The sequence below is a fragment of the Lentibacillus kimchii genome (genome assembly GCF_055381965.1).
Window position 1 is genome coordinate 534747 of sequence record NZ_AP043934.1, and the last position, 13211, is coordinate 547957.

Annotated in this window: 8 protein-coding genes; 5 read left to right on the top strand and 3 right to left on the bottom strand. The window is 47.8% G+C overall.

Features of this window, described 5'->3' with window-relative positions:
• The first annotated feature begins 105 nt into the window (after positions 1-105).
• Positions 106-1014 (top strand): glycosyltransferase family 2 protein, encoded by a 909-nt coding sequence (locus tag ACZ444_RS03210; protein WP_382358755.1) that lies wholly within the window; start codon positions 106-108, stop codon positions 1012-1014.
• 110 nt (positions 1015-1124) lie between these two features.
• Here ACZ444_RS03210 and ACZ444_RS03215 read toward each other — a convergent pair whose 3' ends face one another.
• The gene (locus ACZ444_RS03215) at positions 1125-3542 is read right to left on the bottom strand and encodes a CDP-glycerol glycerophosphotransferase family protein (protein WP_382358754.1); all 2418 of its coding nucleotides are present in this window, start codon (positions 3540-3542) and stop codon (positions 1125-1127) included.
• Between the two features lie 79 nt (positions 3543-3621).
• Positions 3622-5184, bottom strand: coding sequence for a glycosyltransferase (locus ACZ444_RS03220; RefSeq protein ID WP_382358753.1), 1563 nt, complete (start codon positions 5182-5184; stop codon positions 3622-3624).
• A 138-nt stretch (positions 5185-5322) separates the two neighbouring features.
• Between ACZ444_RS03220 and ACZ444_RS03225 the strand changes: the two genes are divergently transcribed.
• From ACZ444_RS03225 to ACZ444_RS03235, 3 genes are all read left to right on the top strand, one after another.
• Positions 5323-7431, top strand: a complete 2109-nt coding sequence (locus tag ACZ444_RS03225; RefSeq protein WP_382358752.1) for a CDP-glycerol glycerophosphotransferase family protein — start codon at positions 5323-5325, stop codon at positions 7429-7431.
• 78 nt (positions 7432-7509) lie between these two features.
• A complete protein-coding gene (tagH, locus tag ACZ444_RS03230; RefSeq protein WP_464433571.1) occupies positions 7510-8784 on the top strand; it encodes a teichoic acids export ABC transporter ATP-binding subunit TagH in 1275 nt (424 codons plus the stop codon).
• Between the two features lie 202 nt (positions 8785-8986).
• Positions 8987-11638 carry a CDP-glycerol glycerophosphotransferase family protein gene (locus tag ACZ444_RS03235; protein WP_382358750.1) on the top strand — a complete coding sequence of 884 codons (2652 nt, stop codon included), beginning with the start codon at positions 8987-8989 and terminating at the stop codon, positions 11636-11638.
• Here ACZ444_RS03235 and ACZ444_RS03240 read toward each other — a convergent pair.
• Positions 11599-12012: a hypothetical protein gene (locus tag ACZ444_RS03240; RefSeq protein ID WP_382358749.1), complete on the bottom strand. Its 414-nt coding sequence runs from the start codon at positions 12010-12012 to the stop codon at positions 11599-11601. The two genes, ACZ444_RS03235 and ACZ444_RS03240, sit on opposite strands and share 40 nt — an antisense overlap.
• A 149-nt stretch (positions 12013-12161) precedes the next feature.
• Between ACZ444_RS03240 and ACZ444_RS03245 the strand changes: the two genes are divergently transcribed.
• Complete coding sequence (locus ACZ444_RS03245) at positions 12162-13124, top strand: NERD domain-containing protein (RefSeq protein ID WP_382358748.1); 963 nt, start codon at positions 12162-12164, stop codon at positions 13122-13124.
• Positions 13125-13211 lie beyond the last annotated feature (87 nt).

The following is a 13211-nucleotide window of genomic DNA, read 5'->3' on the forward strand; positions in this document are numbered from 1 at the left end:
GGCGTGATTCACAGCATCTGGGCGCAGAGCGTGGGTCATGTCATAACTGACGGCCCCGCTTGTGGCTATAATCTAAGAATAATTTTAGTAAGGCGCTGATAAACTATGACACCCTGTGTAAGTGTCATTATTCCGACTTATAAACGAAGTGACTATCTGGAACGGGCCATTGAATCGGTTCTTAAGCAATCCTATCAAGCTATCGAAATTGTTGTCGTGGATGATAATGCCCCTGATTCTTATGTGCGAGCGGAAACCGAGGCGAAAATGCTGGCGTACGAGAACGACTCCCGCGTCACCTATAATCGCAATGAGACAAATCTCGGGGGTGCGCTGGCCCGCAATGAAGGTGTTGCCCGGGCAAGTGGCGATTACATAACGTTTCTCGATGATGACGATATTTATTTACCGGAGAAAATCACACGCCAGGTCCATTATATGGAAGAAAACGGGCTGGACCTTTCCTTTACGGACGTTCGTATTCATGATACAGCTGACACGCTTGTCGACTTTCGCCATCATCCCTATGTGACAAACTTAGCGAATGACGAGCTGTTAAAGAACCATTTGCTGCATCATCTGACCCCGACTGCTTCCTATATGTTTAAAAAGGAGGCACTCCATACAATTGGCGGGTTTGATAATGTCGCGATGGGCCAGGAATTTATGCTGATGCTGAAGGCGATTGAGCAAGGCTTGACCATTGGCTATTTGCCGGAAGCAAACGTCATCCAGTACATTCATGACGGTGAGCGGATTTCCGTCGGCGCTAACAAACTAGCTAAGGAACGGGAACTATTCGCCTTTAAACAAACCTATTTCCCGCAGCTCAGCCGGGCTGAACGGCGCTATGTAACGTTCAGACACCATGCTGTTATGGCTGTTGCCGGCAAGCGGAGTGGCTATATGCGGATCACGGCCACACATCTGCTAAAAGCATTGGTCACGTCGCCTTATAACTGCGTTCGTGAGCTGGTGAGTCACACCCGGAAACTGCGGCAGGGCAATGGTTAAGCCCGCAACAGAGCTTGAGCAGATCCATGCCCGATAACCCCGTTCTGTACGTTAATAGCTCCAGGGTCAGATAGTGGCCAGGCGCTGTGCCAAAACACAACCGGATCGCATCACCTCGCTGGATGCGGTCCGGTTGTGTCTGCTCCGTTATTTTGCGTTTTCTTCGCATCCATGATGGCGTTTAATATACGTTCATTATTGTGCTGGTCAATATGGTCAAACAGGTTTTCTTTCTGTTTGCCTGCGTCTGGTGACTCCTCAAAGCCGTTTTGGATATGCTGTTCAATCGCCGTGATAAGCGTCTCCTGATCATAGCAAATCTCACCCAGAAACGTTTCCGCCGCTGGCCGCAGCAAGCCCTTCCTGAAAAAGCGCTCAAAATCAAACTGATAAAAGAGCACGGGTTTTCCCATATAATTGAAATCAAATGATACCGAAGAGTAGTCGGTGATTAACAGACGATTTTTAAGCAGCAGGCTCTGCACATCCGCCTCATCAAAGGCAATGATGGTCATGCGGTCTGATGCAAGCTCCCTGAAATAGGAAACATACGCCTGCATGCGGTAATGCAGGTAAAAGTCCATATGCTCATCATATTTCTCAAGCATTGCGTGCAGCCGGCTGTCCGTCAGCAGTGCCTGATAGCGGTGAAAATACTCGGATTCCAGAAAGTTATTTTCCTTAATCCAGTCCCGCCACGTCGGCATCAGCAGGATGGAGCGTTCTGTGTCCGGCTGCTCCATAAGCTGGTCAAACCGTGACAGGCCAGTGATGGCTACTTCTTCGGGCTGATAACCCATTTGGTTGATCACCATATTCTGTTCCGATTCGGAGCTCACGCAGAACACATGGAACGGATACTGGTAATCGCTTTTCGCGTAATCGACTTTTTTCCGGCCAAGAACCCCGTGCTGCAAAAACACGCGCGTGCCATGCTGATAACTGGGCCAGTCCACAGCCCGGGTCGGCAGGATGTACTCTAAGTCATGTGACCCGATAAATGTACTGGCGGCGGCGGTTTTCCTGAAATGATCCATCGATCCGTATGTAATCACATGACCCAGCTGGCGCACATGATCCCGGTCGGGTGAATCTTTGGCAATAACGTAATAAATCGGCAGATCCGGAAACTGTTCGCGGCAGTATTTAAAAAAGTGATACCCGGTATCCTGTGCTGTATCAGGCCGTTCACCAATCAGCCAAATAGGACGGTCATCTGCGGCAGGACGGTTCGCTGTCTGCAGCTTTTGCACATACTTGAGTTTTCGGCGCGCGTAGCTATACATATCCAGTTTTAAATTGCCCGCCGGTGTCAGTGTGAGAAAGCTCCGGACACCCTTAGTGCGCTGCCAGGATGTACTGGCAGCGAGCGGTTTATCGACCTGGTAATCATAGAATTCAAGCCCAAGCCCCCGTTCCTGGACATGATCACCATAGACAAGGCGAATTGAAATATCATAGACATGTGAGATATCGGACTGCATTGCCTGGATCGTCTCCAGTGGAACCGTCACCGTGAATCCAGCATACTGATAATAGGCATCAGCGGTGTCGGCAAGAGCTCGGTTTTCCAGTGGATAGACGAGCTCTTCACCGGTCTGCCGCTGGCGAATGATAATGGAGCGCTTCAGCTTATCAGGTATGTCAAAAGGGAGCCGTTCGAAATAAGCATAGCCCTGCAGCTGCAACTGGTCGTCACTGAGCGTATAAGATGTGACATCGCGTTTAATTTTGAGCCCTGTCCGCTTGATCGATAGATTGTCATAGACAGTTGAATAGATATAAAGCAAGGTGAGCTCCGCATCGCGCCATTCCAGACACGTGTGCCGCTCCAGTTCGCCTGGATCATCCAGCTTAACACGGAACAAATAGCCGCCGGTGCGCATATAAACATCCCACTTATCTGTTTCGGGATCACGCGCCATCGTCTGATAGCTGATATCGGCATAAAACCTGTCCTGATCCTCTGCAAAACGGTGCAGGGGAAACGTCTGCAGTGCGTCCTCACCGTGTTCCTGCTTCACAACCAGAGCTGCTTCGTTTAAGTCAGCTGTGCGGGAGGCGTCCTCACGCATATAGCCTGTCAGCCTGATAGTGCTGTCGCCGATCACCTCGCCGTTCAGCTGCGTGACGGTCATGGAAGGAGTGGCGATTTTTAAAGAGAGCGAGCCTTTTGTCGTGATATAGCACTGGACCTCATATGTATGCTGCCCCTGATTCAGCAGGGCTGTCCGGTTTTCATCGATAACGAGCCCATCTTCTGTTTTTAGCCGTTGCCGCTCAGTTTCATTCCAGACGATATAAACATCCCACGTGCCATTTGCTAACGCCATATCCTGTGAGCAAACGGTGGCCGTCCAGTTATCTTCATCCGTCCAGTCTAATGGGAATATGTGCGTTTCAGACGACTTGCGTTTTTTGAGCAGCAGAGCGGCTGCATCGCTCTGGGTTACAGGCGCATCAGCCATGCCGTTTAATGTCATCACGCCGCGTTTATCAAGCTGAACCGAATAGACAGCAGGTGTCATAGACTATACCTCCTTCGTTCGTCCGAGCTCAGTACTTTTGGAAGAAGCTGCAATCCTTCCGTGCCGATCGCATCCAGCCTTATGATTGACGTTTGTTGGCCAGCGCGGTATTGATGGTCTCTTGCCATTTCTGTTTGTAGACAGCTTTATTGAAATGCTCATCAATAGACTTCCGCGCATTTTCGCCCATATCGATGGCACGTTTAGGTTCGCGGAACAGCCGGATCATCCGGTCAGCAAGCTGCTCAATCGATGGCTTAATCAGATAGCCGTTCTCGCCGTCCACAATCATATCCTCAGGCCCGTATTTAATATTGTAGCTGATGACCGGTGTTTTGTTATACATGCTTTCCAGAATTGACAGGGCAAAGCCTTCAGATTTTGAATTCGTCACTGAAAACAGCCCGCGCTGATAAATCGCATCCGGGTTATAGGTATAGCCTCGCAAAAACACGTTCTGCCCCAGATCAAGCTCGTCAATCAATGTTTGCAATTTGGGCTCCTGTTTTCCGGTTCCCCAAATGTCCAGGCAGACATCAGGAAATTCATTCACAACTTTCCGGAAGGCCCGGATCGCATGACTGAGCCGTTTCAACGATGACAGACGGCTGACGATGACACATCGCCGTGGATCCGTCTTCTGTGCGGCAGCACGCAGCGATTGCCGGAATGATGTGTTCGTCTCGTGATAATGCGGCACAACGGTCAGATTTAAGTGACTGCCGAACCGGTTGCTGATGTCCTGCTTTTGTTCTTCTGTCAACAGGGCAATCGCATCAAACGCCTCGAGATGCTCCATGCCGTACTGGACTTTTGGCACGATAGACGCATCCGTGGTATAGGGCTTCTCCAAATGACTGCTGTGCAGCCGCCAAATTTTGGCGGCCCTTGGGTGATGCAGCTTAACCAGCAGATCGTCCGTGCTTCGCGTATCGGATATAACGATGGACTGCTTGCCGCCGAGGCGGTCAATCACGTCATGCAGCCAGTCCAGTTCAAGCACGCGTTCCTTCTGTGTCAGCTCTTTTTTAACCGAACCATCCTTGTGAAAAAGCACATGCCGGTTTGTCGTCTCATCCGCAGGCTTATGCCACTGCGTTAAATAGGCGCGCTGTTTCCGGTCATAATAGATCGTCTGGCGCGGCTCATTATGTTTGTAATCCATGTAGGCCGTTTTGGCCAGATGACCCCAGCTGTCGAACGTTTCCCGCTTGGTCCGGTAGCGGTTCGCATTAAAATAATCGATAAAGTTGAGGGACTGATTTTTCCTGAGGGCGATATAAGACGTATACAGCCCGTTAGCATACAAGCGGTACGCATTATACCCAGGCCGTTTAACAGCCGCTGTTCCTTTGGTCAGTTGTTTAAGGGAAGCCTTTTTGGCAGGAGAACGGGCGTATTCGGGCTGTTTGTGTCCCGCTAATTCTTCATACATATTGCGTATCCTGACGTTGCTATGAACCTTTCTCAGTTTATGCAGCTTCCGGCGTATTCGCGGATAATCGGGATTGAAATTGAAGGTCAGCATATGGGTATCATAACCCATCTCCGCGAAGAATGACGCTTGTTTTAAGGACGCCTTGGTCAGGCCGCCCCGCTGCAGGTCGATAGAGTTTATAAGAAAAAACACGGTTGGTTTCATGGCGTCTTCCCTTTCTGTGCTGTCATTTGCCCAGCATACTTATTCCAAGTATAATCATATTACGTTTGAAAATCAATTCACGCCCCGATATAATATAGACTATACTGGGAATCAATTGAGGGGAGTCACATCACAACCATGTCCGCACTGAAAAATAACCAAGTGATCGATATAAACCTTCAGGAAACGACTTACGAACTTCAATTGGCTGTTAAAAATACGTTTTTCGAAGCATGGGACAACTGCTTCTTCACATTAGTTGAACGTGATACAGAGGAATGGCTGGTGCTGTCGTCCGTGACGGCTGAACAGCGGGAAGATGTTACCGTATTCAATGTCTATCTGCCTTTTGATGCGCATGCGCAAACATTCATGAAGCGCGACATCTGGGACGTGTATTTAAATGGCCAGACGGAGGATGATGAGCGCCGCATCCGGGCGAAAAACACGAGCAGCCAGTACCGCTTTCTGGTTGTCGATCTGCCGGACCAGGCGAAAATGTTTTATCCGTACCCCACGAAAAATGGCAAGCTTTCATTCCGGTTTAATCATTACTTTTTATATGCTGAACTGGATGAGGTGAGCCTAAAGAAGGATCAGCTGAGCTTTTCCGGCTACTTCAATTACCCGCCTTTATTTAAAACAAGTGACTCAGACGTTGAAGATCTGCGGTTAGTGGTAACGAATAATCGCGATGACCAGGAAACAGTGGTGCCCGTTGAACGTATGCAGCGCGGTGACATCCAGCAAAAAGCAGAAGGGAATAACGAGCTTCTGTACTGTGGTTTCACCGGCTCATTCAATTTTTCGCACATGCTGAACAATGACAGGAAAGTATACTTAAAATATTATCTGGAAATGACCCTGAACACCAACAGCTGGCGTGAAACAATCCGGAGCACCCGCGTTCGCCTGGATAAAAGTGCCGGCATTCAGCCGACCCGCGTTATCCAGTCGGTTAATGCTGAAAAGAAGAAAATACTGCTGAAACCTACCAAGAGATCCTATTACGCATCCTTGCAGATTACTAGATTTTACCGCAGGAAAGAAATGGTGCGCCAGCTCAAGTCAGCCTGGGTTAGAGTGCGGCGCAGTAACGTGTTAAAGAATTGGTATAAGCTGGCGTTTTCGCTTTTAGGAAAGCTTCCGGCCAAGAAAAAGACGATCATGTTTGAGAGCTTTATCGGCAAGCAATACAGCGACAGCCCCCGGGCGATTTATGAGTATATGCTGACGCACAAGCCTGATTATGAGATGTACTGGAGTGTCGACAGGCGGCATATGCCCTTGTTTGAAGATAAACATGTCAGGCACGTGCGCCGTTTCTCGATTAAATGGCTGTTCCTGATGGCGCGGGCAGGCTTCTGGGTTTCCAACAGCCGCCTGCCGTTATGGATTCCCAAACCGAAGCATACGACGTATCTGCAAACGTGGCACGGCACGCCGCTGAAACGGCTGGCCACCGATATGGACGAGGTGCATATGCCGGGCACCAATGCTGAAAAATATAAACGAAACTTTCTGAAGGCGACGGCTAAATGGGATTATCTCGTCTCACCTAATGCCTATTCGACGGAAATTTTCCGGCGGGCGTTTCAGTTTGACCGGACGATGATCGAATCCGGGTACCCGCGGAATGACTTTTTAATCAACGCCAACAACGCGGGGACGATCAGCGACTTAAAACATAAAATCAATATCCCCGAGGACAAACGCGTGATTCTGTACGCGCCGACATGGCGGGATAATCAGTTTTACGGACGGGGTCAGTATAAATTTGATCTGCAGCTGGATCTGGACCGTCTGCATGAGGAACTCGGGGAGGATACGATTGTTCTGCTGCGTCTGCATTATCTCGTGGCGGAGAATCTTGACCTTACCGGCTACGATCATTTTGTATTTGATGTTTCCGCTCATGAAGACATCAGGGAGCTGTACCTCGTGTCCGACATGCTGATCACCGATTATTCCTCGGTGTTCTTTGATTATGCGAATTTGCGCCGGCCGATGTTTTTCTATGTTTATGACATTGAAGACTACCGGGACAATCTGCGCGGTTTTTATTTTGATCTGGAGGCGAAAGCACCTGGTCCGCTGGTTAAAACGACCGAGGCGCTGCTTCAGGAAATCAAATCAATTGATCAGCATGGTTTCGAACCATCGGCCACAACACAGGCCTTTTACGATAAGTTTTGCTATCTGGAAGACGGCCGGGCCAGTGAACGCGTGGTCAATCAATTATTCTGAAGAACGTTTGTTACAGTCTCTTTATAAAGGCAAGTGATACCTATGGACAGGGCAATTGATGTTCGCAATCTATCAAAAATGTATAAGTTATACAACGGCTCGAAGGAGCGGCTGCTGGACTTTGCCACACCCCGGAGTTACGGCGATTCCTTTTACGCACTAAGGGATATAAGCTTCCAGGCCGAGCAGGGTGATGTGGTCGGTTTTGTCGGCATTAACGGCTCCGGCAAATCAACGCTTGCCAATGTGATCGCCGGCGTTGTTCCCGAGACAGATGGCTCTGTCAGCGTCAACGGCGAGGTGTCGCTGATCGCAGTCAATTCCGGTCTCAAAGGCGATCTGACCGGCCGCGATAATATTGAATTGAAATGCCTCATGCTCGGGTTCAGCAAGGATGAGATTAAAGAACTGGAGCCCGGCATTATCGAATTTGCCGAACTGGACCAATTCATCGATCAGCCGGTTAAATCGTATTCCAGCGGCATGAAATCCCGGCTCGGGTTTGCCATTTCTATCAATATTGATCCGGACGTGCTGATTATTGATGAGGCACTGTCGGTCGGGGATAAAGCGTTTGCTGAAAAAAGCCTGAACAAAATGAAAGAATTCAAAACCCAGGGCAAGACGATGATTTTCGTCAGCCATTCGATCGGTCAGATGCGGCAGTTCTGCGATAAGATTCTCTGGCTGGAATACGGCCGTGTCCGTACTTACGGGGATGTGGAAGAGATCATACCGCAATACGAACAGTTTCTGGCCGACTGGAAAAAGATGACCAAACAGGAACGCGTTCAATATAAAACAGATGTCTTGAACGGTGCGCAGCCGCAGCAGGATCTGGCGGAGGAACCGGCTGTCAAAGCCAAACAAACGTATAAAACGTATTACAAGGAAGAACCTGTCAGCAAGCTGGGCCATATTAAAGGCGGCATTTCCTCGATTTTTCCGTCGCTGGATGAGCTGGATCAGGGGATGTCCTCGGATCAGTATAAAAATCATGTCTACTACATTAAACGAGAAGCCGTTTATTATGATGAGCTGTTTTACCTGCTGAGTACGGAGCCCAGTGCCCAGACAGGGGTCATTGGCTGGATGAAAGCCTCGGATATGGCGAGTCATGTGCATATAGCCATTGATTCTGACCCGAAAACATGCTATCTGACAGGCGCAGGTGCAGCTTACAGCCTTCCCTGGGGCGGCCGGAGAAACCAGCTGATCGCTGATTTAGGCCCGTATGAAGACACGGCCTTTCCGGTCGACCAGACGGATAAAATCGGCAACAATGTCTGGTACCGGGGAACACTAGAAGGTGAGCACATCTGGGTGCATGCCAAACATGTGACAGGTGACTAGACCGATTCCCGCACGGACTCGAATCAAACGCCTCCCAGCTTGGAGGTGTAAAAAGTATGTAAATTGTTTTACATGCATGGCTGGATATAAAAATGGTCTGCTAGAATAGGGACGGTATTAAACAAAAGGCAGCAGCTATTATGAGGTTTGACCAAAAAGGTACACGAAAATGACAACATGTATGAGCTAGGAGCGAGGATTATTGAAGTGGCATAAGATCTTAAAAAAATGGAAACAGCGTTTGGTGAAAAAAGTAACTTTGTATGATTGGTCAGGCGACTCTGATGCATTAACCTATTATTTTCAGCTAAGTCATTTTTGGGGTGATATAAACCATGTTGCGGCAGCGTTAACAACTGACGATCACGCCTATTTTCTGCCTTGTGAACGGCAAGGGAAGCATTTAACCATTACCGTTTCCGCTGATAATCTAAACGTGATCGAGTCGAGCGCCGTGTTGCATGTCTATATTAATCATCAAGTGATGTGGCTGACGACTTCCTTAAGCAACAGTGCTATGAAAGAGGCCGTTATAACCGGTGGCAAATGTCTGGTCACGAAGGTTCAGCAACATCTGACGATCCGGCGTCTGCTGCCGGAATATGATTTCAATCGTGAACCAATCACTATTCGTGATGTCCAGACAGGTTATAACACGCTCTCATTTCAAATGACGGATTGGCATGACACACCTATGGAACTGTGTTTCCTTCGGGGCCAAAAAGACATGTTGCTGCAGGCGACCGTGGATGAGGGATGCGTCCAGGTACATGATTTGTCGCTGTTATCAAAAGGCAATTGGCAGCTGTTTATAAAAACAGGCAATACGTTAACGCCGGCTGGTATTCAGGAGCAGGAAATGGCCTTTTTCAATACCTGCCATCATCGGATGACCCCCCTGAGTAAGAAGGGCTATTTCCATTTACATGTTGCGCCAAACCGGCTAAAGGCAGCGTCCATCGGGATCGAACATCAGTCGGCATCTATCAGCCTTCATATAACGCCTGAGGCAATCGAACAGCAAGCTGACGCCAATCTGCAGTTAATCATGAATGACCCCGTTCATGATCGGGACTACATCTACAGCTTACATCCAGAGACTCAAGGGTACTTGGCACATATTCCGCTGATGGATGTGAACGACCATTTTGCCAAAAAGCGGTTTTTTGTCTTACAAGAAGGTGATGAACCCCTCAAATATCAGCTGCAGATCAAGCGTTCTGTGCTGAAAGGGGATCTGACGTTCGAACACGCTGTAAATGCGCAATACATGACCTACGCCTTTTATAAACGCAAAGATGCGACACTCGGCCTGAACGTTCAAAAGCCAAAATTAAACAAACAATTATGGAAGATTGACGATTTTATTCTGAAAGGGCAGCTTGGAGAAGGGGACGGGGCACTCGATAAATTTATGGACTGCGCGCCTTATTTATATATTGAAGACAGACATTCATTTGATGCTGTCTATATGCCCATACAGGACGTTTTTGAAGCCGACCTAAATGAACTGGATCTGATAAACCTCAAATCGAAAGAGAAAACCATTTTTGATATTTTTGTGGTGATCATCAATCAGCAGGGAGACATGATTCGCAAAGAAAAAATTAAATATAAATACGCTGACTACAAAAAAGATAACTATTATACGTATAAGCAACAGGAAGATGACGCGTCCAATCAGCACCATTTCCTTATAACCACGACACCGTTTGGCAATCTTAAAATTGAATCCTTTACCATCCCGCGAACCATCCAGATTCCCGCCGATACATCGGTGAAGGACAGCAATGTATGGCTCTTGGGCGAACGGTACAATACGGCACAGGACAACGGGATTGTGCTGTTTCACTGGCTGCAAAACCATACCGATATCGACGCCTACTATGTTATCGATGAGGAATCACCCGAATATGAAAAAATGAAAGATAACCCAAATGTCTTGTGTTTCGGATCCGAAAAACATTTTGCGATTGCCTTCAAAGCGAAAGTCCTGTTAGGCACACATGATCTGGAAAATATCCTGCCATACAAACCAGCAAGCGGCTTTTTCCATTATGAAAATACGTACCGCGTCTTTCTGCAGCATGGCGTTCTCGGACGCAAGAATGTCGAGTATCACAAAAAATACTATGAGCTGCCTTTTAATCTAGTCATCGTCAGCAGTGAACCCGAAAAGTATGACATTGTTATGGATGAACTGGGTTATCAGGAAGATGAAGTGGCTGTTACAGGACTCGCCAGATTTGATAACCTTATCCAGAACCAGAACACCCGTCCAAAGGATATTTTGCTGATGCCAACATGGCGGGACTGGATTAATACAGACCAGCAATTCCTGGAAAGTAAATATTATGCAGCTTACACAAACCTAATTAATAATACGCGGCTACTAGAGCTCCTCGAAGCTTACGATGTTCAACTGCATTTTTACCCGCATTACCGCGCACAAGACTACTTTCAGCGCGAAATGCGTGTTGACAACGACCGCGTAACATTCATACCGTATGACACTTACTATGTTCAGGAACTATTGATCAATCACGCCCTGCTCATAACAGACTTCAGCAGCGTCAGCTTTGACTTTTCGCTCATGAACAAACCGGTTATCTACTATCATTTCGACGTCAAACGATTCTTCAGAAAAGGCATACTCAGACCAGTCGAGGAAACCTTTATCGGCAAAATCGCCGAATCCGAAGAAGAACTGGTCAACTTAATCGAAGACAGACTTCAGCATCAGCTAGCAAACTATGATGTTGATATTTCAGGTATTATAAAGTACCAGGACGCGTCCAATTGCCAACGCATCTTTCAAACGGTCGAGTCCAGACTGACACAATCACAGCAATGAGCAGCCGCTTGCGCACGAGTGGTGGGGCGATCGGGGAGCGCTGGGAATCGATCGAGGCGCACTGAAAATCGATCGAGCAGCACCCAAAGTCGATCGGGCTGCACCGAATATCGATCGAGCAGCACCCAAAGTCGATCGAGGCGCACTGAAAATAGATCGAGCATCACCCAAAGTCGATCGAGGCGCACTGAATATCGATCGAGCAGCACCCAAAGTCGATCGAGGCGCACCGCATATCGATCGAGCACCGCCCAAAGTCGATCGAGGCGCACAGAATATCGATCGAGCGCCGTCCAAAGTCGATCGAGCAGCACCCAAAGTCGATCGAGGCGCACTGAAAATCGATCGAGCAGCACCCAAAGTCGATCGAGCACCGATCTATTTGAGGATGTTCGTTTTCGGCTCAGCCGAAAACGTTCGATTAACTTTCCGCTTTAATACGTAATCAGCAGCTATTATTTTATAGGGCGGTGTGCTATGATAGACTTGCCCTCTTACAAAAATCTCTAAAAGGAGCGATGCCATGATATTAAAACGTCGCAGCAAACCCCTCCCTCTAAGAAAGCTCGATGCTCTTCTTCCGCGACTCTCACCTAATTTTCCAGAACTGATTAAAATACAGGAAGACGCCAAACGGCAGCAGCGAGGCTATTCCGGCGAGTTAAGAGTCGATTATTTTCTTGATTACCTTGCCCCGAAGTTTACGATCCTTCATGATGTCTATCTGCGTACGAACGGCAAAAACTTTCAGATTGATTCACTTATTATTGCTGATCACACGATTTTTATTGTTGATAGCAAACATTATCAAGGTCTCATTACATTTAATACCATCCTCAGGCAGCTTACTCGCTCCGATAATCAGATTGAGTCAGGCTTTGAATATCCCATCACCCAAGTTAAAAATCAAATACGTAATCTAGAGCATTGGCTCAATCAGCTTTATTTCAGCAAAATACCAATAAAAGGTTTTGTAGCTATTGCTGATCCGGCGACAATCGTCAAAGTGGAGGGGAGCCAGGAAGAAGTCAGTAGCTATGTTGCCCATGCTGCTGAAATTCATGAACGGATCGTATCGTACGACCGCCAAATGAGTGATGAAGGAGCAAAAAAGTTATCTGGACCACAAATAGGCAAAGCGATTCTTAGCCAGTGCGGTACCTTTGATATTAATCTGTTCAAGCAACATAATCTCCAACAAAAAGATATAAGGTCAGGCGTCCGCTGTCCAGACTGTGGGCAGTGCGGTATGAAACGTGTTCATAGCGGCTGGCTCTGCGAGAAATGCAATTGTTATTCAAAACATGAGCACATCACAGCCCTTAATGATTACTTGTTGCTGATCAAGGAAACCATCACGAATCAGGAATGTATGAATTTCTTAGGTTTAAACTCACGCCATGTGGCCTCGAGAATTCTGAAGAACAGCGGTTTAGACTACTACCCTCAAACGAGGAAATGGCATAATGTGTCTAATAGAAAGTAGGGGGTCGGAGGCGATCGAGCTGTACTGAACATCGATCGAGCACGACTCAAAGTCGATCGACCTCTGCCCAAATTCGATCGAGCACCG

Excerpts from the sequence above, each read along its gene's own strand:
- tagH (WP_464433571.1), top strand. The coding sequence starts at position 7,510 with ATGTATAAGTTATACAACGGCTCGAAGGAGCGGCTGCTGGACTTTGCC.
- ACZ444_RS03225 (WP_382358752.1), top strand. The coding sequence starts at position 5,323 with ATGTCCGCACTGAAAAATAACCAAGTGATCGATATAAACCTTCAGGAA.
- ACZ444_RS03220 (WP_382358753.1), bottom strand. The coding sequence starts at position 5,184 with ATGAAACCAACCGTGTTTTTTCTTATAAACTCTATCGACCTGCAGCGG.
- ACZ444_RS03245 (WP_382358748.1), top strand. The coding sequence starts at position 12,162 with ATGATATTAAAACGTCGCAGCAAACCCCTCCCTCTAAGAAAGCTCGAT.
- ACZ444_RS03210 (WP_382358755.1), top strand. The coding sequence starts at position 106 with ATGACACCCTGTGTAAGTGTCATTATTCCGACTTATAAACGAAGTGAC.
- ACZ444_RS03215 (WP_382358754.1), bottom strand. The coding sequence starts at position 3,542 with ATGACACCTGCTGTCTATTCGGTTCAGCTTGATAAACGCGGCGTGATG.